This is a genomic window from Pseudomonas sp. NY5710, from assembly GCF_013305665.1.
Lineage (GTDB): Bacteria > Pseudomonadota > Gammaproteobacteria > Pseudomonadales > Pseudomonadaceae > Aquipseudomonas > Aquipseudomonas juntendi.
In genome coordinates this window covers 65075-86812 of record NZ_CP045554.1, presented here as the reverse complement: position 1 = coordinate 86812, position 21738 = coordinate 65075, and the positions used below count along the sequence as shown (strand labels likewise).

Annotated in this window: 21 protein-coding genes; 10 read left to right on the top strand and 11 right to left on the bottom strand. The window is 62.7% G+C overall.

The genetic code is table 11. The features are described from left to right. Positions 1-72: 72 nt before the first annotated feature. The 5 genes from GEV39_RS00425 to GEV39_RS00405 all read right to left on the bottom strand — a co-directional run bounded on the left by GEV39_RS00425 (position 73) and on the right by GEV39_RS00405 (position 4766). Positions 73-2010: a GGDEF domain-containing protein gene (locus GEV39_RS00425; RefSeq protein ID WP_173887116.1), complete on the bottom strand. Its 1938-nt coding sequence runs from the start codon at positions 2008-2010 to the stop codon at positions 73-75. Positions 2011-2107: 97 nt separating this feature from the next. Beyond that, positions 2108-2962: an endonuclease/exonuclease/phosphatase family protein gene (locus GEV39_RS00420; RefSeq protein WP_054904504.1), complete on the bottom strand. Its 855-nt coding sequence runs from the start codon at positions 2960-2962 to the stop codon at positions 2108-2110. 12 nt (positions 2963-2974) lie between these two features. Then, positions 2975-3610 carry a thiol:disulfide interchange protein DsbA gene (gene dsbA / locus GEV39_RS00415; RefSeq protein WP_173887115.1) on the bottom strand — a complete coding sequence of 212 codons (636 nt, stop codon included), beginning with the start codon at positions 3608-3610 and terminating at the stop codon, positions 2975-2977. 204 nt (positions 3611-3814) lie between these two features. Then, complete coding sequence (locus GEV39_RS00410) at positions 3815-4432, bottom strand: c-type cytochrome (RefSeq protein WP_173887114.1); 618 nt, start codon at positions 4430-4432, stop codon at positions 3815-3817. Between the two features lie 31 nt (positions 4433-4463). Next, positions 4464-4766 carry a c-type cytochrome gene (locus GEV39_RS00405; protein WP_029886304.1) on the bottom strand — a complete coding sequence of 101 codons (303 nt, stop codon included), beginning with the start codon at positions 4764-4766 and terminating at the stop codon, positions 4464-4466. A gap of 193 nt (positions 4767-4959) precedes the next feature. Here GEV39_RS00405 and yihA point away from each other — a divergent pair, with 193 nt between their 5' ends. Next, positions 4960-5592 (top strand): ribosome biogenesis GTP-binding protein YihA/YsxC, encoded by a 633-nt coding sequence (gene yihA, locus GEV39_RS00400; protein WP_009683587.1) that lies wholly within the window; start codon positions 4960-4962, stop codon positions 5590-5592. A 335-nt stretch (positions 5593-5927) separates the two neighbouring features. Here the strand turns inward: yihA and polA are convergent, their stop codons facing one another. Next, a complete protein-coding gene (gene polA / locus GEV39_RS00395; protein WP_173887113.1) occupies positions 5928-8675 on the bottom strand; it encodes a DNA polymerase I in 2748 nt (915 codons plus the stop codon). Between the two features lie 75 nt (positions 8676-8750). Here polA and GEV39_RS00390 point away from each other — a divergent pair, with 75 nt between their 5' ends. Next, on the top strand, positions 8751-9038 hold the full coding sequence (locus GEV39_RS00390; RefSeq protein ID WP_009683589.1) for a DUF2782 domain-containing protein: 288 nt from the start codon (positions 8751-8753) through the stop codon (positions 9036-9038). Between the two features lie 69 nt (positions 9039-9107). Next, on the top strand, positions 9108-10058 hold the full coding sequence (locus GEV39_RS00385) for a homoserine kinase (RefSeq protein ID WP_173887112.1): 951 nt from the start codon (positions 9108-9110) through the stop codon (positions 10056-10058). A gap of 66 nt (positions 10059-10124) precedes the next feature. On the opposite strand, the gene GEV39_RS00380 is transcribed toward GEV39_RS00385, so the two are convergent. Next, positions 10125-11081, bottom strand: coding sequence for a zinc ABC transporter substrate-binding protein (locus tag GEV39_RS00380; protein WP_173887111.1), 957 nt, complete (start codon positions 11079-11081; stop codon positions 10125-10127). A gap of 18 nt (positions 11082-11099) precedes the next feature. Between GEV39_RS00380 and zur the strand changes: the two genes are divergently transcribed. From zur to GEV39_RS00360, 4 genes are all read left to right on the top strand, one after another. After that, positions 11100-11585 (top strand): zinc uptake transcriptional repressor Zur, encoded by a 486-nt coding sequence (gene zur, locus GEV39_RS00375; RefSeq protein ID WP_173887110.1) that lies wholly within the window; start codon positions 11100-11102, stop codon positions 11583-11585. Next, positions 11582-12355 carry a zinc ABC transporter ATP-binding protein ZnuC gene (gene znuC / locus GEV39_RS00370; protein ID WP_173887109.1) on the top strand — a complete coding sequence of 258 codons (774 nt, stop codon included), beginning with the start codon at positions 11582-11584 and terminating at the stop codon, positions 12353-12355. Before zur ends, znuC begins: the two co-directional genes overlap by 4 nt. Further along, entirely contained in the window at positions 12348-13130 is a 783-nt protein-coding gene (gene znuB, locus GEV39_RS00365; RefSeq protein WP_009683594.1) for a zinc ABC transporter permease subunit ZnuB, read from the top strand. The genes znuC and znuB overlap by 8 nt, the downstream gene beginning before the upstream one ends. A gap of 126 nt (positions 13131-13256) precedes the next feature. Then, complete coding sequence (locus tag GEV39_RS00360) at positions 13257-13964, top strand: PA5502 family lipoprotein (RefSeq protein WP_173887108.1); 708 nt, start codon at positions 13257-13259, stop codon at positions 13962-13964. 185 nt (positions 13965-14149) lie between these two features. On the opposite strand, the gene katE is transcribed toward GEV39_RS00360, so the two are convergent. After that, complete coding sequence (gene katE / locus GEV39_RS00355; RefSeq protein WP_173887107.1) at positions 14150-16285, bottom strand: catalase HPII; 2136 nt, start codon at positions 16283-16285, stop codon at positions 14150-14152. A gap of 222 nt (positions 16286-16507) precedes the next feature. Here katE and GEV39_RS00350 point away from each other — a divergent pair, with 222 nt between their 5' ends. From GEV39_RS00350 to GEV39_RS00340, 3 genes are all read left to right on the top strand, one after another. Then, the gene (locus GEV39_RS00350; protein WP_173887106.1) at positions 16508-17515 is read left to right on the top strand and encodes a methionine ABC transporter ATP-binding protein; all 1008 of its coding nucleotides are present in this window, start codon (positions 16508-16510) and stop codon (positions 17513-17515) included. Next, positions 17515-18186, top strand: a complete 672-nt coding sequence (locus GEV39_RS00345) for a methionine ABC transporter permease (RefSeq protein WP_009683598.1) — start codon at positions 17515-17517, stop codon at positions 18184-18186. Before GEV39_RS00350 ends, GEV39_RS00345 begins: the two co-directional genes overlap by 1 nt. 64 nt (positions 18187-18250) lie before the next feature. Further along, entirely contained in the window at positions 18251-19024 is a 774-nt protein-coding gene (locus GEV39_RS00340; protein ID WP_173887105.1) for a MetQ/NlpA family ABC transporter substrate-binding protein, read from the top strand. Positions 19025-19143: 119 nt separating this feature from the next. On the opposite strand, the gene GEV39_RS00335 is transcribed toward GEV39_RS00340, so the two are convergent. The 3 genes from GEV39_RS00335 to GEV39_RS00325 are packed head-to-tail and all read right to left on the bottom strand — an operon-like array spanning position 19144 to position 21730. Continuing rightward, positions 19144-19776, bottom strand: a complete 633-nt coding sequence (locus GEV39_RS00335) for an SCO family protein (RefSeq protein WP_173887104.1) — start codon at positions 19774-19776, stop codon at positions 19144-19146. Continuing rightward, entirely contained in the window at positions 19773-20666 is an 894-nt protein-coding gene (gene cyoE, locus GEV39_RS00330) for a heme o synthase (protein ID WP_173887103.1), read from the bottom strand. The genes GEV39_RS00335 and cyoE overlap by 4 nt, the downstream gene beginning before the upstream one ends. Beyond that, positions 20651-21730: a COX15/CtaA family protein gene (locus GEV39_RS00325; protein WP_009683602.1), complete on the bottom strand. Its 1080-nt coding sequence runs from the start codon at positions 21728-21730 to the stop codon at positions 20651-20653. Before GEV39_RS00325 ends, cyoE begins: the two co-directional genes overlap by 16 nt. Between the last annotated feature and the right edge of the window lie 8 nt (positions 21731-21738).

Below are 21738 nucleotides of genomic sequence, written 5' to 3'. Positions count from 1 at the left end.
CCTCGGCGTATGAGCGCTACAGTATAACGTGCTCGCCAGCAGCAATGTATGCCGCGAGTCAGCGGCTGCCCATCAGTTTTGTTCCACGCGATTGCGCCCGAGTTCCTTGGCCCGGTACAACGCGGTGTCGGCGCGTTTGAGCACTTGGTCCGCGCGCTCGCCAGCGCGGAACGCCGCCAACCCGATGGAGGTGGTGATCACCACCCGTTCACCCTTGAAGTGGAACGGGCAGGCTTCGATGGTGGCCCGCAGCAGTTCAGCGACTTGCGCAGCCGCCAGCGGGGCCGTCTGCGGCAGCAACAGGACAAATTCTTCGCCACCGAACCGGGCTATGAAGTCACGGCCCCGCAAACCCTTGCGCAACTGGTCGGCAACGATCTTCAGCACTTTGTCCCCGGCCAGGTGCCCATAGCTGTCATTGATGCGCTTGAAATGGTCCAGGTCGAGGATCGCCATTGCCAGATGGCCGCCCTGGGCCTGCCATTCGAGCATTTCCCGTTCCACCCGCTCGCTCCAGGCCGCCCGGTTGGGCAAACCGGTGAGCGGGTCGAGCAAGGCCTTTTGCCGCTGCTCTTCCAGGTGTTCACGGTAACCGAGTGCCTCGTGCTCCATGCTTGCGACACGCTCCGACAACCCCAGCAAGCGGCTGGCCAGTTCCTGCTCGCGGCGATCGCGCTCGTGCTTGTGCTCGTCCATGGTCACCAACAAGCCTTCCAGGCGGTTCTCCAGGATGTGCTTGAGGCTGTCGACATCGGCGGCACCTTGCACGCTGCTCTGCAACCCGTCTACGTGCTCGCGCAACTGGGTGTCCAGCGCGCGGGCGGCACTGCTGTTGTCGGCATGGCCGGCGCTGGCTTCATGCAGATGGCTCTGGAACCCTTCCAGGCGCTCGTTGAGCTGCTGCAAGTAGGTTTCAAATTCATGCTGGCCACTGTCGGTGATCGCCAGCATCAGCACTGCAAGGTCATCCAGTACCGGGATCAGCTCATACCAGTTCAGGCCGCGGGCCACCCGCGCACGCATCTCCAGTGCCTGGGCCTTGTGCCGCTCGGGCAGGCTGAGGTCGTCGAGCAGGCCGAGCAAGGTTTGCTCGATGTGTGCAGCGACCTGACTGTACGGCGGCTCCACCGCGTCGGGGAGGGCATAAGGGCCGTCTTCACCGAACGTTGGTTCCGTTTCCGCTAACGGTGCAGGCTCCGGCAGCGGCTGGCTGGCCAAGTGTTCGGCGGCAGGCGCTTCATCTGGCTGCGGCACTGGCGATGCAGGTATTTCGGCCGTGTCGATCAGCGCCGGGCCAGCTGCTTCTGGCGCTGGCTCGGGCGCTGCGGGCAACTCGGCCGCCGGTGCGGCAGGTGCTGGCAACGGTTGCAACGCATCGATATCAACATGTGGGCAGGCGTCGGGGCTGGGTGGCGCCGCCTGCGGTAGGGCTTGGGCACCCGGCACAGCTTCAGGCCCAAGCGCCGGCTCCGCCTGGGCATCGTCATCGCGGCTGCCGAACAACCGCTGCAGAAAACCAGGGCGGGTTTCTTCACCCGGCTTGCCCAGTGCGGCCAGCGCACGCCCCTGCAAACCGCTCAGTTCACCCAGCAACGGCGGCAGGTCGCGTGACTGGGTAACGCCCCCATCAAGCTTCTTCGCCAGCTTTTTCAGCGGCCGGGCAATATCACCAGGCAGCGGCAGGTTCTGTAACTGGCCCACAAGGGCAGCCAGGGCATCGCCAACCTGGTTCATGCGGTTTTCGCGGCGCTGTTCCGAATCCAGCACCGCCTTCTCCAGGCGCGGAATCAGCCCGGCAAGGCCAGCATCCATGTTGTCGCTGCGAATGACCTCGCGCATCTCCTTCATGCACGCGTCGACCACCTTGTCACTGCCTTCGGCAGCCAGGGTACTGCGTACCAGGCCACGGCGCAGCAAGTCGAGACGGGCGTCCCAACGACGTTCGAGCTTTTCTTGCTGCTCGATGGCTTTGAGGTATTTTTCTTTCCAGCGCTCGGCTTCTTCGGTCATGCCTGGATCCGCGACGGGTGATACATCTGGGGCTGTCTGATTACACGCTGTCGGCGCGCACGCCCAACACTTGAGGGCGTGCGACGCCTTGGCTGATTCAGCTCAAGGCCGGCAGCGTATCCACAGTCAATGCATCAGGCAATCGGATCTCTACCGCCACCGGAAGGTGGTCGGAAATTGGCTGGGCCAACACCTCGACACGCTCCAGTGTAAGGCTGGAACTGAGCAGAATGTGGTCCAGGCAACGCTGGGGTCGCCAACTGGGGAAGGTAGCTTCGACCTGCGGAGCCACCAGGCCCAGGTCACGCAGGGGCGAGTGCTCGAGCAGATCGGTAGCATGGGTGTTCATGTCGCCCATCAACACCTGGTGGCGGTAGCCGCCAATCAGCTCGCGGATATAGCCCAACTGCAGGGCGCGGGTCTTGGCGCCGAGGGCCAGGTGCATCATCACCACGATCAGCGCATCCTCGCCTTCGCCGAACCGCACCAGAATTGCCCCACGCCCGGCGGGGCCCGGCAGCGGGTGGTCTTCGAGCAATTGCGGCTTCAGGCGGCTGAGCACGCCGTTGCTGTGCTGGGCAAAACGCCCAAGGTTGCGGTTGAGCTGTTGGTACCAGTAGGGGAAGGCACCCAGCTGGGCCAGATGCTCGACCTGGTTCACGAACCCGGAACGCAGGCTGCCACCATCGGCCTCCTGCAGGGCCACCAGGTCGAAGTCGCTCAACAGCTTGCCGATCTTCTGCAAGTTGCCGGCGCGCCCGTTATGCGGCAGCAGGTGCTGCCAGCTACGGGTCAGGTAATGCCGATAACGCTCGGTGCTGATGCCGACCTGAATGTTGAAGCTGAGCAGCCGCAGGCGACCATCGTCCGGGAGGCCGGGTGCCTGCAGGTGATGCTCGTTGACCTGCGGCTGGTGCAGGCCAATGCCACGCGTAGCTCTGAAGCGGGGCATGGGATACGCCGCTTACTTAGCGGCGCGCTCCTTGGCAATCAGTTGGTCGGCGACATCTAGCACGCCTTCGGGCCCACCTGCGGTACCCAGGTCGAAGCGGTACTTGCCGTCGACGACCATGCTCGGTACGCCAGTGATTTCGTACTTCTTCGCCAGTTCCTTGGCCTGGGCGATCTGGCCCTTGATGGCGAAAGAGTCGAAGGTGGCGAGGAACTTGTCCTTGTCCACGCCCTGGGTGGCGAGGAAATCGGCCATGTCGTTCTTGTCGGTCAGGCGCTTGTGCTGGTTCTGGATAGCGTCGAACACCGCCGCGTGCACCTTTTGCTCAACGCCCATGGCTTCGAGGGTCAGGAACATCTGGCCGTGGGCATCCCATGGGCCACCGAACATGGCCGGTACGCGCTTGAAGTGGACATCCTTGGGCAGTTTTTCGACCCAGGGGTTGAGCGTCGGCTCGAAATGGTAGCAGTGAGGGCAGCCGTACCAGAACAGCTCAACCACTTCGATCTTGCCAGGCACGGAAACCGGAACAGGGTTGCTCAGCTCGATATATTCCTTGCCGGCAGTGGCGGGCTCTGCAGCCTGCACCGCTGTCATACCGAATACGCTGGCGGCGACCAGCGCAGCGCTGAGAATCAGTTTACGCATGCTTTACTCCTGAGCAATCATGGGTCGCCACTACGCGACCTGCCTTGAGACAGGCCGGGAAGGGCTTGAGTTCTGTAGTGTACCGGCTACGCACCGAAAAAAGGGTAGCCCAGCCACCCTTTCATCATTGGCCTGCAACATTAACTGAAAGTTAATGCCAGGCCCCTGAAGGCATGTGCAGCACCTCCAGGACCGCGCCGCCAGTCAGTGCAGACCCTGGATATAGCTGGCCAATGCCTCGATATCGTGGTTGCTCAGCTTGCCGGCAATGGTGCGCATGGTCATGGCATCGCCGTCGTTGGTGCGGTTGCCTTCACGGAAGTCGGTCAACTGTTTGGTCACGTACTGGGCATGCTGCCCACTCAAGTGCGGGAAACCGGCCAGGGCAATACCCGCGCCATTGGGCGAGTGGCAGCCGGTGCAGGCGGGCATGCCTTTTTCCAGGTCACCGCCGTTGAACAGCGCGCGGCCGCGCTCGACCAGTTTGGGGTCGGCAGCCCCCACGCTGCCTTTCTGGCTGGCGAAGTAGGCGGCGATATCGGCCAGGTCCTGATCATTGAACGCAGCCAGCATGCCGGTCATTTCCAGCACGGTACGTTTGCTCGACTTGATGTCGTGCAGTTGTTTTTCCAGGTAGCGCTGGCCCTGGCCAGCCAGTTTCGGGAAGTTGGGTGCCAGGCTGTTGCCGTCGGGGTTGTGGCAGGCGCCACAGACGGCCGTCTTGGCCTGGCCGGCAGCGGCATCGCCTTTGATAGGTTGCGCAGCAGTGGCCGCACCTGCGACACCCAGGGTCAACAGCAGACTCACGACTAGTTTGTTCATCAGCTAATCCAACACGGCTAAGGGTGAAATGTTATGTATCGGGACTGCCACTCATCCAAAGGATGACCAAACGGTAGTCCTCGGCACTGCAGTCCATGCACAATCCACGCGGCGGCATAGCCTTGAAACCCTGGGTCACATGCCGGACGAGTACATCCATACCTTGCGCCAGCCTTGGCTCCCAGGCTGCCCGGTCACCCTGCCTGGGTGCCTGGGGCAATTGCCCGGTGTGGCAAGCCGCACACGTGCGGTTGTACAACACCTCGGCATCCTGTGTAGCCTGTGCGCTGAAATACGGCAGGAACATACCGACAGCTAGCAGCCATTTCGCCAGGCGAAACGACCTGACAGGGTTGGGGGACGCGCTGCGTTCTGATGCGCAAGCTATAGTTCGGCACCCCATGCCCGTTCCCCTTCGCTGGGAGAATGGGCACACAAAAACTGGGGCATTATATACTTCTGTCAGCCAAACGGAAACGACACCGCTTGCCGGCCTAGGCTTTGGCAACACCCACATCGGATATCCCATGCAAGTCAAGAACCCCATCCTCGGCCTCTGCCAGAAAGCCAAATTCGCCCTCAGCGCAGCCAAGGTCGAACAATGCCCGGACGATCAGGGCTACGAGGTGGCCTTTGCGGGCCGTTCCAACGCCGGCAAATCCAGCGCCCTCAACACCCTGACTCATGCCAGCCTGGCGCGCACCTCGAAAACCCCCGGGCGCACCCAGCTGTTGAATTTCTTCAGTCTGGACGATGAACGGCGTTTGGTCGACCTGCCAGGTTACGGTTATGCCAAGGTGCCGATTCCGCTCAAGCAGCACTGGCAGAAGCACCTGGAAGCTTATCTGGGCAGCCGTGAGTGCCTGCGCGGCATCATCCTGATGATGGACGTGCGCCACCCCATGACCGATTTCGACAAGATGATGCTCGACTGGGCCAAGGCCAGCGGCATGCCGATGCACATCCTGCTGACTAAGGCCGACAAGCTGACCCACGGCGCGGGCAAGAACACCTTGTTGAAGGTGCAATCGGAAATTCGCAAGGGCTGGGGCGACGGCGTCACCATCCAGCTGTTCTCGGCGCCCAAGCGCCTGGGCGTGGAAGAGGCCTATCGGGTGCTGGCGGGCTGGATGGAGCTGGAAGACAAGCCAGTAGCCTGAGGCCTGCAGCGCGGGGCATGGCCTGGGCTTCGCCCAGGCTCAGGCCGAATTGCGGGCAAAAAAAACCCCGGACTTCGTATGGGGAGGGGGAAGTTCGGGGTCCAAGTCCGGACCGCTAGGGCGGGGTCCAGATATCTGCCAACACTTAACACAACATAGGAGCATCGAAAGGCTTCACCAGCCATTCAGTTACTCTGAGTTCCGCTTCACTGGTTTAGTTCCGAAGCCCTGAAAACTATTTGCGATAGTTTCATGAAAGCTCAGCACCGCGCGCGCCAGCGCTGCCAGGATCCGCATCACCACATCGCGAATCCTATACAGCTTTTCCCGCTCAATCAGTGAGCTTCGTCCCAGTTCGCGCCAATTCCTGCTTCGACCAGCAGCGGCACATCCAGCTGCGCCGCCTTGCTCATGTGCTGGCGAATTTCATCTTTGACCTGTTCAACCAGGTCCTCGCGCACCTCAAGCACCAGTTCGTCGTGAACCTGCAGGATCACCCGCGCGTCCAGGCCGCTCTCGCTCAGCCAGTTATCCACGTTGACCATGGCGCGCTTGATGATGTCGGCGGCGGTACCCTGCATGGGGGCGTTGATGGCGGTACGCTCCGCCCCTTTGCGCAGGGCCGGGTTCTTGGCGTTGATGTCTGGCAGGTAGAGGCGGCGGCCAAACAGGGTTTCGACAAACCCTTGCTCGGCGGCCTGGGTGCGGGTGCGCTCCATGTAGGCCAGCACGCCGGGGTAGCGGGCGAAATAACGGTCGATATAGTCCTGGGACTGCTTGCGGTCGACGCCGATCTGCTTGGCCAGGCCAAATGCGCTCATGCCGTAGATCAGGCCGAAGTTGATGGCCTTGGCTTTGCGACGCTGATCAACGGTGACGTTTTCCAGGGCTACACCAAAGACCTCCGCCGCCGTGGCACGGTGCACGTCCAGGTCGTTGCGGAAGGCGTGCAGCAGGCCTTCGTCCTTGGCCAGGTGGGCCATGATGCGCAACTCGATCTGCGAGTAGTCGGCGGCCAGCAGCTTGTAGCCTGGGCTTGCGATGAACGCCTGGCGGATTCGGCGGCCCTCGGCGGTACGGATCGGGATGTTCTGCAGGTTCGGGTCGCTGGACGACAGCCGGCCAGTCGCCGCCACCGCTTGCTGGTAAGAGGTGTGAATACGCCCGGTACGCGGGTTGATCTGCCCCGGCAGCTTGTCGGTGTAAGTGCTCTTGAGCTTGCTCAGGCTGCGGTACTGCATCAGTACTTCAGGCAGTGGGTAACCCAGCTCCGCCAGCTCGTCGAGCACCGCTTCGGCCGTAGACGGCTGGCCTTTGGCGGTCTTGCTTAGCACCGGCATGCCCAGCTTGTCGTACAGGATCGCCCCCAGTTGCTTGGGCGAGCCCAGGTTGAACTCCTCGCCTGCCAGCTCGTAGGCCCGCCGTTCCAGTTCGGCCATTTTCTCACCCAGCTCACCGCTCTGGACGTGCAGCAGGGCTGCATCGACCAGTGCGCCCTGGCGTTCGATCTTGGCCAGTACCGGCACCAGCGGCATCTCGATGTCCATCAGCACCGGCTGCAGGCTTGGGGTCTGGGTCAGGCGGGCCTGTAACGCATGGTGCAGGCGCAGGGTGATGTCAGCGTCTTCGGCAGCGTAGGGGCCCGCCTTGTCCAGGTCGATCTGGTTGAACGTAAGCTGCTTGGCGCCCTTGCCGGCGATATCCTCGAAGGCGATGGTAGTGTGGTCCAGATACTTTTGCGCCAGGCTGTCCATGTCATGCCGGGTGGCCGTGGAGTTCAGCACGTAGGACTCGAGCATGGTGTCATAGGCAACACCGCGCATGGCGATGGCGGGCGAGCCGTTGGCAAGGATGTTGATATCGTATTTGGCATTCTGCCCGACCTTGGCCTTGACCGGGTCTTCCAGCAGGGGCTTCAAGGCCAGCAGCACGGCGTCGCGGTCCAGCTGGGACGGCGCGCCCTCGTAGTCGTGGGCCAGCGGAACGTAGGCCGCTTCATGGGGCGCCACCGCGAACGACAGGCCGACCAATTGGGCCTTCTGGGCGTCCAGGCCGGTGGTTTCGGTGTCGAACGCGAACAGCGGCGCCTGGCGCAGCTTCTCCAGCCAGGCATCGAAGCGTGCCTGGTCGAGGATGGTTTCGTACTTCGGCTCGACCTTGGCCACCGGCTCCGCGACCGGCGCAACGTCATCCCCCACCCTGGCAGCCTCCCGCTGCACGTCGGCAACCCAGCTCTTGAACTCCATCTCGGTGTACAGCGCCAGCAGCGCATCGCGGTCAGGCTCGCCGCACACCAGCGCCTCGACCTCGACGTCCAGCGGCACGTCGACCTTGATGGTAGCCAGCTCGTACGACAGGAACGCCGCCTCGCGGTGCTCTTCCAGCTTGGCCGGCAGGGTCTTGGCACCGCGAATGGCCAGTGCCGGCACCTTGTCGAGGTTGGCGTACAGGTCGCTGAGGCCACCACCGATACCGGTCAGCAGGCCCACGGCGGTTTTCTCGCCCACACCGGGCACACCGGGGATGTTGTCGACCTTGTCACCCATCAGCGCCAGGAAGTCGATGATGTGCTCCGGGCCGACGCCAAACTTCTCATGCACGCCCGCCACATCCAGCACGCTACCAGTCATGGTATTGACCAAGGTAATGTGGCCATCCACCAGCTGCGCCATGTCCTTGTCACCGGTCGAGATGATGACCGGGCGGCCCAACGCGGCGCTGCTGCGCGCCAAGGTGCCGATCACGTCGTCGGCCTCGACCCCTTCGACGCACAGCAGCGGGTAGCCAAGGGCCTTGACGCTGGCGTGCAGCGGCTCGATCTGCACCCGCAGGTCGTCGGGCATGCTCGGGCGGTTGGCCTTGTATTCGGCGAACATGGCGTCACGGAACGTGCCGCCCTTGGCGTCGAAAACCACGGCAAAGAGGCTGTCGGGGTATTGCTTGCGCAGGCTCTTGAGCATGTTCAACACACCCTTCACCGCACCGGTCGGCATGCCCTTGGACGTGGTCAGCGGCGGCAGCGCGTGAAAGGCGCGGTACAGGTAGGAGGAACCGTCCACCAGGACGAGGGGCGCTTGGCTCATGAGCAGAATCAACCTTTTCGACGGGTCCGGCGCTAGAATAGCCAGAATCATTGACGACAAAGGGACTAGGTTATCATGCGTACACTCAATCGCCTGTTACTGCTCGGCCTGTTGGCAACCACGCCAGTCGTCACCCTGGCGGCGGAAGACGCCCCCTCGGCCGATCCCGAGGTGACCATTCGCACGGAAGGCGACAAGACCATCCAGGAATACCGGCAGAACGGCTTCCTGTATGCGATCAAGATCACACCGAAAAACGGCAAGCCTTATTTCCTGGTACGCGCCGATGGCACCGATGCCAACTTCATTCGATCCGACCAGCCGGACATGCTGATTCCGTCCTGGAAGATCTTCGAGTGGTAATCTGACGCGCACCGTTCACATCAACCCGGCACTTCCCGGCGGAAGTGCCCGTATGGGCAATTTTTCATCATGTCAGTCTTCACCCCCGTGACCCGGCCTGAGCTGGAAACCTTTCTGGCACCGTACGCGCTGGGCCGCCTGCTCGACTTCCAGGGCATAGCCGCCGGCACCGAGAACAGCAATTTCTTCGTCAGCCTCGAACAGGGGGAGTTCGTGCTGACGTTGATCGAACGCGGGCCCAGCGAGGACATGCCGTTCTTCATCGAGCTGCTCGACACCCTGCACGCAGCCGACATGCCGGTGCCCTATGCCATTCGTGACCGCGACGGCAACGGCCTGCGCGAGCTGTGTGGCAAGCCAGCATTGCTGCAGCCAAGACTCTCAGGCAAGCACATCAAGGCGCCCAACGCGCAACACTGCGCCCAGGTGGGTGAACTGCTGGCGCATATTCACCTGGCCACCCGCGGCCGCATCATCGAGCGCCGCACCGACCGTGGCCTGGACTGGATGCTGGCTTCAGGCGCCGAGCTGCTGCCACGCCTGACTGCCGAGCAAGCCGCGCTGCTGCAACCGGCCCTGAACGAAATCAGCGCACACAAGGCGCAGATCCTGGCGCTGCCGCGGGCCAACCTGCATGCCGACCTGTTCCGCGACAACGTGATGTTCGAAGGCACCCACCTGACTGGCGTGATCGACTTCTACAACGCCTGCTCCGGGCCGATGCTGTATGACATCGCCATCACCGTGAACGATTGGTGCCTGGATGAGCAGGGTGCAATCGACATGCCGCGTGCCCAGGCGCTGCTGGCGGCCTATGCCGCACTGCGGCCGTTCACCGCTGCCGAGGCCGAGCTGTGGCCTGAGATGTTGCGGGTAGGCTGCGTGCGCTTCTGGCTGTCGCGGCTGATTGCGGCAGAATCATTTGCTGGGATGGATGTGATGATCCATGACCCGAGCGAATTCGAAGTGCGTTTGGCACAGCGCCAGCAGGTGGCTTTGCACCTGCCATTTGCCCTCTAGCCCTTCTTCTGCCTCTTCGCGGGTACCTGTGGGAGCGGGCGTGCCCGCGAAGAGGCCGGAACAGGCTTACAACTGCTCCAGGCACCCAGCCAAGTCGCCACCCAGCTTCTCCAGCAAGCGCTCATAACCCTTGCCATCCACCGGGTCAGTACCACCCAGTGCATCCAGCTCGGCCAACCGCACCGGTAGGCCGGCAGTCAGGGTCTCGGCTAGGCGCGGGCGCAGTGGCGGCTCGCTGAACACGCAGGTCTTGCCCACTTCCTGCAGGCGCTTGCGCATGGCAGCGACATGCTGAGCGCCCGGCTGCACCTCGGACGCCACGCTGAAAACGCCGGTATGCTCCAGACCATACTCCGCCTCGAAGTAGTCGAACGCCTCATGGAACACGAAGTACGGCTTGTCAGCGATGCCCGCCACCCGCGCTTTGATTCGCTCATCCAGCGCATCCATACGGTCTGAAAAGACCTTCAGGTTGCTCTGGTAGCGCGCCGCATTGGCGGGATCGGCCTGGGCCAGGTCCGCAGCCATTTTCCCCGCGATTACCCGCGCGTTGACCGACGATAGCCACAGGTGCGCGTCCAGGCTACCTGGGCGGTGGTCATGGTCATGCTCATCGTGGTCCGCTTCCTCATGGGAATGGCTGTCTTCGCCAAAGTGGCGCAGCTTCATGCCTGGCAGCGACTGCACGGCCACGGTTGCCTTGCTGCGACTGCCCAATACGCGTGGCAGGAAGCTCTCCATGTCCGGGCCGATCCAGTACAGCAGGTCGGCATCGCCCACCCGCCGTACGTCGGATGGGCGCAGGGCGTAGTGGTGCGGCGAAGCACCTGGCGGCAGCAATACCTCAGGGCTGCCAACACCCTCCTGCACGGCAGCGGCAATCTGTTGCAGCGGCTTGATGCTGGTCAGCACACGGACATCGGCCTGGGCCGAACAGGCGATGAATGCGACAAAAAGGACTAGAAATCGGGACACGGTGAATACTCGAGTCGTGAGAAACGGGTAACATAATAACGTCTCCATACAGAATCGTCGCTGCCCATGTCCATCACGCCGCTGGCCAACCGTCCCCATGATCACTCCCATTGCGTGCATAGCGCACTGGCTGAAGCTGATGCCTTGTGCACCCGCCAGGGCCTGCGCCTGACCGCGCTACGCCGCCGGGTGCTGGAGCTGGTATGGCAAAGCCATAAGCCGCTGGGTGCCTACGACATCCTTGCCGTGCTCAGCGAGCAGGACGGCCGCCGCGCTGCACCGCCCACGGTGTACCGCGCACTGGACTTCCTGCTGGAAAACGGCCTGGTGCACCGCATTGCCTCGCTCAACGCGTTCATCGGCTGCAGCCACCCTGAGCACGTGCACCAGGGCCAGTTCCTGATTTGCCGTGCATGCCACGTCGCCATCGAGCTGGAGCAACACAGCATCAGCGAGGCCATCATCGACAGCGCCAAGGGCGTGGGCTTCACGGTCGAGACCCAAACCGTGGAAGTGGTCGGCCTGTGCGGCAGTTGCCGGAGCGCGGCATGAGCGATGCTCTGATCCGCCTGGAACAGGTGGGCGTCAGCTATGGCGGCGAGGCGGTGCTCGACAGCATCGACCTGTCGGTGGCGCCCCGCCAGATCGTCACCCTGATAGGCCCCAATGGCGCGGGCAAGACCACCTTGGTGCGCGCCGTGCTCGGGCTGCTCAAGCCGCACCGCGGCACGGTGTGGCGCAAGCCCAAGCTGCGTATCGGCTACATGCCGCAAAAAATCCAGGTCGATGCCACTCTGCCGCTTTCCGTGCTGCGCTTCCTGCGCCTGGTGCCGGGGGTAGACCGGGCAGCAGCCGTATCGGCCCTGCAGGAAGTGGGCGCCGAACAGGTCATCGACAGCCCGATCCAGACCATCTCCGGTGGCGAGATGCAGCGCGTCCTGCTGGCGCGTGCCTTGTTGCGCGCGCCGCAGTTGCTGGTACTCGACGAGCCGGTGCAAGGGGTGGATGTGGTCGGCCAGACCGAGCTGTACAACCTCATCACCCGGCTGCGCGACCGCCATGGTTGCGGCGTGTTGATGGTGTCGCACGACCTGCACCTGGTCATGAGCGCCACCGACCAGGTGGTGTGCCTCAACCGCCATGTCTGCTGCTCGGGTCACCCGGAACAAGTCAGCAACGACCCAGCCTTTGTCGAACTGTTCGGGCAGAACGCACCTAGCCTGGCTGTTTATCACCACCATCACGACCACAGCCACGACCTGCATGGCTCGGTGGTCGCCCCCGGCCCCCACGTTCACGGAGAGCATTGCAAGCATGGCTGATTTTCTTCTTTACGCCTTGCTTGCAGGCCTGTCCCTGGCCGTTGTCGCGGGCCCGCTCGGCTCTTTCGTGGTATGGCGGCGCATGGCGTATTTCGGCGACACCCTGTCCCATGCCGCATTACTGGGCGTGGCCATGGGTTTCGCACTGGATGTAAGCCCGGCCCTGGCGGTCACCGTTGGCTGCCTGTTGCTGGCGGTGCTGCTGGTGACCCTGCAGCAACGCCAGCCGCTGGCCTCCGACACCCTGCTCGGCATACTAGCCCCAAGTACCTTGTCACTGGGCCTGGTGGTGCTCAGCTTCATGCACGATGTGCGTATCGACCTGATGGCCTACCTGTTCGGCGACCTGCTGGCCATCAGTACCACCGACCTGGCCTGGATCCTCGGCGGCAGTGCGCTGGTGCTGCTGTTACTGGGCGTTCTCTGGCGGCCGCTGTTGGCGGTTACCGTGCATGAGGAACTGGCCATGGTCGAAGGCCTACCCGTAGCCGGCCTGCGCCTGGCGCTGATGCTGCTGATTGCAGTGGTGATCGCCGTGGCCATGAAGATCGTCGGCGTGCTGCTGATCACCTCGCTGTTGATCATCCCCGCGGCTGCGGCGCAGCGCCACGCCCGCTCGCCCGAGCAGATGGCGCTGGGTGCCAGCCTGCTGGGCATCACCGCGGTCTGCGGTGGCCTGGCCATGTCCTGGTTCAAGGACACCCCCGCCGGGCCGTCGATCGTGGTCTGCGCAGCGGTGCTATTCTTGCTGAGCCTGGCCCTGCCAAAGCGCTGATTACAGGGCGTGCTCACGCACGCCTTGCAACCTTTTCCCGGGTAAAGGGTCTGTAAGACCTGTTTTCGAGCGTGCGCACCTGGGTGTAGACTTGCTCGCTTTTTGCGCAAATAGAGAATCGCAGGAATGAAGCCGTTCGCCTCCCGTTATCTGCTTGTTGCCGCGTTTTCCCTGTTCCTGGCTGCCTGTTCCAGTGCGCCGGTGGAACAGGCCACCGCACCTGCCCAAGCCGATGCCTGGCAGCAGTTGCAACAAAACATCGCCAGCAACGAGCTGGCCACCGCCGAAGACCAGCTGGCTGCCCTGCAGGCCCAGGCGCCCGACGACGCACGCCTGGAGCAGTACCAGCGCCAACTGGCCGAAGCCTACCTGCAGCGTAGCCAGATCGTGCTGCAAAAAGGCGACGTGAATGCCGCTGCAACGGCCTTGGCCCGTGCCCGGGCGCTGATGCCGCAAGCCCCTGCGGTGACCGGGGGCGACGCCGTGAGCCAGGCGCGCAAGGCCGAGCTGGCCAAAGCCGAAGCGGCGCTGAAGGCCGCCGAGGCCAAGCCCAAGGCGCTGATCATCGACCCCACCGCACCCAGCACCGTGGTGGCCCTGAAAACCACCGACAGCCGCGCCATGCGCCGCCAACTGGATGACATTGCGGCAGACGTGGTGAGCTATGACTGTGAAGTGGTGTTCCAAGTGCCGCGCACCCACGACGCGCCCTGGCTGAAAATCTTGCTGGAGAAGCGCGTGCGCAAGATCGACAGCGGGTTTGAGCTGAAGCAGAAGCATGAAATTCAGCGCTCGCTGCCGGCGCAGGTGGTTCTGGTGCCGCATCAGCGCTGAGAACGCTGGGCGCTTCGCCTAATGCCTGTCAGTTAAGGGTTACTGGGGCTGCTTTGCAGCCCTTCGCGGGCACGCCCGCTCCCTCATGTTTCGGCGCTGAACTCAAGAAATGCGCGATCCCCTGTAGGAGCGGACGTGCCCGCGAAGGGCCGCAAAGCGGCCCCAAATTACTTAACTGACTGGCATTAGGCCGGCACAGCCTCCGCAGCAGCCTCCCGCTCCCAAACCCGATGCCCCTCTACCGCCTTGACGAAGGCATCCATCACTTTCTGGTCATCCCCCACCAGCAGGCCCTTGTCCTCCTTGAGCCCCAGGCCGCTGACCAGGTCTTGGGTCAGCACCATCGCCTTGAGGTGCTTGTAGCCTTCCAGCAGGAAGTGCTTGGCCAGGCCGCTGGCGGCCATTGCATCGGTGGAGGCTTTGCCCGCCGGCACCACAACCCCGTCGAACATGATCGATGGCATCCCCTCCATCGACGCATCCACCGGCAACTGCTTGCCATCCGAAGCCTGCACCGGCGCCGAAGTCGGCCCCAACAGCATCGGCCGCGCGCTGTGCGCCTCCAGCGCCTTGACCAGCCGGTCCACGCTCGCTGCATCCACGCCATTGGCCACCAGCACGGCAATTTTGCGCCCCTTGATTCCCACCGAACCAGGGTGGTTCATTTGGCTCAAAGCAGGCGATTGTGCCAGCTGACTGCCCTTCACCTGTACGGTGCCCGCTTTAGGTGCAGGCAGGCCCAGGTTGGCTGCCACCGCCGCCGCCAGCTTCAAGTCGATATTGGCGAGAATCTCATTCACTTCCCGCACACGTATGTGCTCACGCTCAACTTTGCCAAGTTCAAAGCTGTAGGCCTTGATGATGTGATGCTGCTCGGTAGGGCTCATGCTGTGGAAGAACAGCCGCGCCTGCGAGAAGTGATCACCAAACGACTCGCTGCGCTGGCGGATCTTGTGCGCATCGATTCGCTCCTGATAACTCTCGAAGCCGCCATCCTGGGCCGCAGGCGGGGTTTCCTTGGGCCAGCCGCCGTCGATCGAGTTTGGCTCGTAGGAGGCCCGGCCCTTGTGCACGACATGCTGGTGCAGCGCATCGCGCTGGTTATTGTGGTTCGGGGCTACTGGTCGGTTGATTGGGATCTGGTGGAAGTTCGGTCCACCCAACCGGCTGATCTGTGTGTCGGTGTACGAGAACAACCGGCCCTGCAGCAGCGGGTCGTTGGTAAAGTCGATACCCGGCACGATATGCCCTGGGCAGAACGCTACCTGTTCGACTTCGGCAAAGAAGTTGTCCGGGTTGCGGTTGAGCACCATCTTGCCCAGCGGCGTGACCGGTACCAGCTCCTCGGGGATGATCTTGGTCGGGTCGAGCAGGTCGAAGTCGAATTTGTGCTCATCGGCTTCCGCTACAATTTGCACCCCGAGTTCCCATTCCGGGTAATCGCCAGTTTCGATCGCCTCCCAAAGGTCGCGGCGTTGGAAGTCGGTATCCTTGCCAGCCAGTTTCTGCGCCTCGTCCCACAATAAAGAATGCACACCCTGGCGTGGCTTCCAGTGGAACTTGACGAAGCTGGCAACGCCCTGAGCGTTGATCAGGCGGAAGGTGTGCACGCCAAAACCTTCCATCATCCGCAAGCTACGCGGAATGGCGCGGTCGGACATGGCCCACATCACCATGTGGGCCGATTCCGGAACCAGAGAGACGAAATCCCAGAACGTGTCGTGGGCTGAGCCCCCTGTAGGTATTTCGTTATGAGGCTCAGGTTTGACCGCATGCACGAAATCCGGAAACTTTATTGCATCCTGGATGAAGAAAACCGGCATGTTATTGCCGACCAGGTCGAAGTTACCTTCATCGGTATAAAACTTGACCGCGAACCCGCGCACATCGCGCACGGTGTCACCGGAGCCACGGGGGCCTTGGACAGTGGAAAAACGCACGAATACCGGGGTGAGTTTTTCCGGGTCGCTCAAGAAGCCTGCCTTGGTCAGCTCGGCATGGTTGCCATAGCTCTGGAAGTAGCCATGGGCGCCCGTACCGCGGGCATGCACGATACGCTCAGGGATACGCTCGTGGTCAAAGTGCGTGATCTTCTCGCGCATGATGAAGTCTTCAAGCAGCGAGGGGCCACGATCACCCGCCTTCAAGGTGTTCTGGTTATCGGCGATGCGCACACCCTGATTGGTGCGCAGGGCCTGGCCGGTGGCATCGCTGCGCACATCCTCCAGGCTTTGCAGCTTGGCGTTGGTGTTGGCACGATCAGGCGTGTCGGTACCGGCGAGCTGGCTCTGTTTCGGCGAATCCGGCTTCTTGCTGGGCATCGGGGCTCTCCTCATCAGTCATCAGGCTGCCCTTAGGGCATGTTCAAGTAGTGACCGGAGGGGGCTTGGTTGCGTTCAATCCACTTTACCGGTTGTCGCGATATGCCCGAAGGATTGGTGCCTGACGAAATAAATGCTAAGAACAGCCGGGGGAAAAGGCTAAAATGCGCCACCCCAGCCAACCGCTGACCCAAATTCCATGCGCCCCACAAGGTTCGCTACGTGATCGAGTTCCAACAGGTACACAAGACCTACCGCGTTGCAGGTAGGGAAATCCCCGCATTGAATCCGACCAGCCTGGCCATCGAAGATGGCCAGGTGTTCGGCCTTATCGGCCACTCCGGCGCCGGCAAGAGCACCATGCTGCGTTTGATCAACCGCCTCGAAGAGCCTTCCGGCGGCAAGATCATCGTCGATGGCGAAGACGTTACCGCGTTCAACGCCAGCCAGCTGCGGGGCTTTCGCCAGCAGGTCGGGATGATTTTCCAGCACTTCAACCTGCTGGCCTCCAAAACCGTCGCCGACAACGTGGCACTGCCACTGACCCTGGCCGGCGAGCTGTCGCGCGGCGAAATCGACAAGCGCGTCACCGAACTGCTGGCCCGCGTCGGGCTCTCGGACCACGCCAAAAAGTACCCGGCGCAGTTGTCGGGTGGCCAGAAGCAGCGCGTCGGTATCGCCCGCGCCCTGTCTACCAACCCCAAAATCCTGCTGTGCGACGAGGCCACCAGCGCCCTCGACCCGCAGACCACGGCTTCGGTCCTGCAGCTGCTGGCTGAAATCAACCGTGAGCTGAAGCTGACCATCGTGCTGATCACTCACGAAATGGACGTGATCCGCCGGGTCTGCGACCGCGTGGCGGTGATGGACGCAGGGCAGATCGTCGAGCAGGGCTCGGTGGCCGAGGTATTCCTGCACCCGCAGCACGCCACCACCAAGCGCTTCGTCCAGGAAGACGAGCAGGTCGACGAAGGCGAGCAACGCGACGATTTCGCCCACGTCCCGGGCCGCATCGTGCGCCTGACCTTCCAGGGCGATGCCACCTACGCACCGTTGCTGGGCACCGTGGCCCGTGAAACCGGTGTGGACTACAGCATCCTTGCCGGGCGTATCGACCGCATCAAGGATATCCCCTATGGCCAGCTCACCCTCGCCCTGATCGGCGGTGACATGGAAGCGGCGTTCGCCCACTTCAAGGCAGCTGACGTACATATGGAGGTACTGCGTTGATGGACGCCCTGAATTTCTTTGCCAACGTCGACTGGGCCGAAATCTGGCTGGCCACCGTCGATACCATGATCATGCTGTTCGGCTCGCTGTTCTTCACCGTGCTGCTCGGCTTGCCCTTGGGCGTGCTGCTGTTCCTCTGCGGCCCGAAGCAGATGTTCGAACAGAAGGGCGTGTATGCGCTGCTGTCGCTGGTGGTGAACATTCTGCGCTCGCTGCCGTTCATCATCCTGCTGATCGTGATGATCCCGATCACGGTGCTGATCACCGGCACCTCGCTGGGTGTCGCCGGCGCCATTCCGCCGTTGGTAGTGGGTGCTACGCCGTTCTTCGCACGGCTAGTGGAAACTGCCCTGCGGGAAGTGGACCGCGGCATCATCGAGGCGACGCAGTCGATGGGCGCCACCACCCGCCAGATCATCACCAGCGCGCTGCTGCCTGAGGCCCGTCCGGGTATCTTCGCCGCCATCACCGTCACCGCCATCACCCTGGTTTCGTACACCGCCATGGCCGGTGTGGTCGGTGCCGGCGGCCTCGGCGACCTAGCGATCCGCTTCGGTTACCAGCGTTTCCAGACCGACGTGATGGTGGTCACCGTGGTACTGCTGCTGGTACTGGTGCAAGTGCTGCAAAGCGTGGGCGACAAACTGGTTGTACATTTTTCCCGTAAGTAACCCCAATGGGGTCGGCCAGGCCGACCCGTTCGGGGGCCGTCGCGGCCCTCACAAGGAGTGATCAATGAAGAAGCTGCTTGCTGTTGTCGCCGCTGTCGCGGCCTTCTCGGCCAATGCTGCCGAAACCCTGACCGTCGCCGCTACCCCGGTGCCACACGCCGAGATCCTCAACTTCGTCAAACCGGCGCTGGCCAAAGAGGGCGTGGAACTGAAGGTCAAGGAGTTCACCGACTACATTCAGCCGAACGTGCAGGTGGCGGAAAAGCGCCTGGACGCCAACTTCTTCCAGCACCAGCCGTACCTGGATGAATTCAACAAGGCCAAGGGCACCGACCTGGTGAGCGTGGAAGGCGTGCACATCGAGCCACTGGGCGTTTACTCGACCAAGATCAAGAAACTGGACGAACTGCCTTCCGGGGCTACCGTGGTCATCCCGAATGATGCCACCAACGGCGGCCGCGCCCTGTTGCTGCTGGACAAGGCCGGCGTGATCAAGCTCAAGGACAACAAGAACATCCTGTCGACCGTGAAGGACGTTGCCGATAACCCGAAGAACATCAAGTTCCGTGAACTGGAAGCCGCCACCATCCCGCGTGTGCTGACCCAGGTGGACGCGGCCCTGATCAACACCAACTACGCGCTGGAAGCCAAGCTGAACCCCGAAAAAGATGCCCTGGCCATTGAAGGCAGCGATTCGCCCTATGTGAACATCCTCGTAGCCCGCCCGGACAACAAGGACTCGGACGCGATGAAAAAGCTGGCAACGGCGCTGCACTCGTCTGAAGTGAAGCAGTTCATTACCGAGAAGTACAAGGGCGCTGTGGTTCCGGCGTTTTAAGCCTCGCAATCGCACTGGATTCTTCGCGGGCACGCCCGCTCCCACAGGGACATCGCTAGCCTCAGGCCTTGTGATGTCCCAGTGGGAGCGGGCGTGCCCGCGAAGCTTTCAATGCCCCATCAATCCCGTTTGACCAACTCAGGCAACTGCGCCACCAGCTTCTGGTTGTTGAACGGCGCCCGAATGAACCCACGCTGACGCCCGTCCGGCCCGACGACCGCCAGGTTGCCGCTGTGGTCCACGGTGTAGCCAGGCTTGCTGGTATCTGCCGGAATGAATGGAATGCTCAGGGCATTGGCCAGCTTCTGGGTATCTTCGATCGACCCCGCCACCCCAATGAAGTCCTTGTCGAAATAACCCAGGTACTGCTTCAGCTGGTTCGGCGTGTCGCGGTTCGGGTCGACGCTCACCAACACCACTTGCAAACGGTCGACGGCGTCCTTGGGCAGCTCGCTCTTCACCTGGCGCAATTGGGCCAGGGTGGTCGGGCAGATGTCCGGGCAGTAGGTGTAGCCAAAGAACAGCAGCGACCACTTGCCTTTCAGTTCATTCAGGTGCACCGGCTGGCCATCCTGGTTGGTCATGGTTACATCTGCCACGGCGCGGCTTTGCGGCAACAGGATGATACCGGCATCGATCAGCTCGGCAGGGTTGGGCTGGTCGCGACCATTGAGCACTTTATTGACGGTGAGGCCCATGATCAGCGCGACCAGGGCAACGAGGACAAAGACGGTTTTCTGGGTTCGGGTCATAGGTTCAGCAACAGGTAGTGGTCGAGAAGCAACGCGATGAACAGCGCGAACAGGTACACGATAGAGTACTTGAAGGTGCCGATCGCTGCGTGCGGCCGGCTGCCACGGTACAACACCCAGGCCCATCGCAGGAAGCGCAGGCCCAGGGCCAGGGCACAGGCCAGGTACAGCAGGCCGCTCATGTGGATGGCGTAGGGCAACAGGCTCACCGCCAGCAATATCAGGGTGTACAGCAGGATGTGCAGCTTGGTGTAGCGCTCACCGTGGGTCACCGGCAGCATCGGAATGTCGGCCTTGGCGTATTCCTCCTTGCGGTGGATGGCCAGGGCCCAGAAGTGCGGTGGGGTCCAGGCGAAGATGATCAGCACCAGCAGCAACGGCTCGGCACTGACCTGGCCACTGACCGCGACCCAGCCCAGAAGGGGTGGGGCAGCGCCGGCCAGGCCGCCAATCACGATATTCTGCGGCGTGGCACGCTTTAGAAAACCGGTGTAGAGCACCGCATAGCCAAGCAGCGAGGCCAGGGTCAGCCAGGCAGTGAGGGCATTGGTGAAAATCAGCAACAGGGCCATGCCCAGCAGCGCCAGCGCCAGGGCAAACAGCAAGGCGGGCAAGGGTTCGACACGGCCTTGGGCCAGCGGCCGCTTGCGGGTACGCGCCATCAGCGCATCGATGCGCCGGTCGACCACATGGTTGACCACTGCCGCGCCACCCGCGCACAGGCCGATACCCAGGTTGCCGAACAACAACACACCCCAGCCCACCCCCGCACGGGTAGCGAGGAACATGCCCGCCAACGAGGTGATCAACATCAGCACAACCACCTTGGGCTTGGTCAACTCCAGGTAATCGCGCCAGCTGGCCCGCTGGGTGCTCAGAAGCGTCGCCACGACTCGTTCCTCATATGATGGGAAATGCCGACGCCGGTCACTGGCCGCAAGCGCCAGCCTTGGCCGACACCTACGCGTACCTTGTCGACCACCCGAATGCGGTAGTTCACCAGCACCATGCACAGCAACAGCAAAGCCCCACCGGCGTTGTGCGCCACCGCTATGGCCAGCGGCAGGTGCAGCAGCACATTGCTGATGCCCAGGCCCACCTGCACGGCCAACGCCAGCAACACCAGCCGGGCCAGGCCGCCCAAACCACAGCGCTGCAGCTTCCAGCTGAGCATCAGCAGCACGCAGGTGACCACCAGCGCGCCCAGCCGGTGGCTGACATGGATGGCCGTGCGCGCATCACTGTCCAGCTGCCCCCCCAGGTAGTTGGGGCCAACATGCTGGGTCAGGTGGAAACCATTGCTGAAGTCCGCCGCCGGCCACCACTGGCCATGGCAGGTGGGCAGGTCGATACAGGCAACCGCTGCGTAGTTGGCACTGACCCAGCCACCCAAGGCGATCTGCCCGATCACCACCAGCAAGGCCAGCGCAGCGACCCGCCGCAGGCTGAGCGGTAATTTGGGCAACGGCGCAAAGGCCCGCGAAAGCCGCAGGGTTAACAGGAACAGCAGGCTCAGCGTGGTGAAGCCCCCCAGCAAGTGGGCGGTGACGACCTGCGGCCAAAGCTTCAGGGTGACCGTCCACATGCCGAACGCCGCCTGGGCCAGCACCACACCCAGCAACAGCACAGGCAGGCGATAGGGTTGCCCGTCGCTGTGGTGCCGGCGCACTGCCTGCAAGGCGAGCAAGGCGATGACCACGGCCAGGCTGCCCGCGAAGTAACGATGAACCATTTCGGCCCAACCCTTGGCTGCCTCGACCGGGTGTTCGGGAAAGTGCAGTTCGGCATGGGCCAGCTGCGCTTCGCTTTTCGGCACGCTGATGAAACCGTAGCAACCGGGCCAGTCGGGGCAACCGAGGCCGGCGTGGGTCAGGCGGGTATAGGCACCGAGCAGGACGACCAGCAGTGCCAGCAGGGTGGCGCACACAGCAAGGCGGAATCCGGGTCTGGCCATGGCAGGCT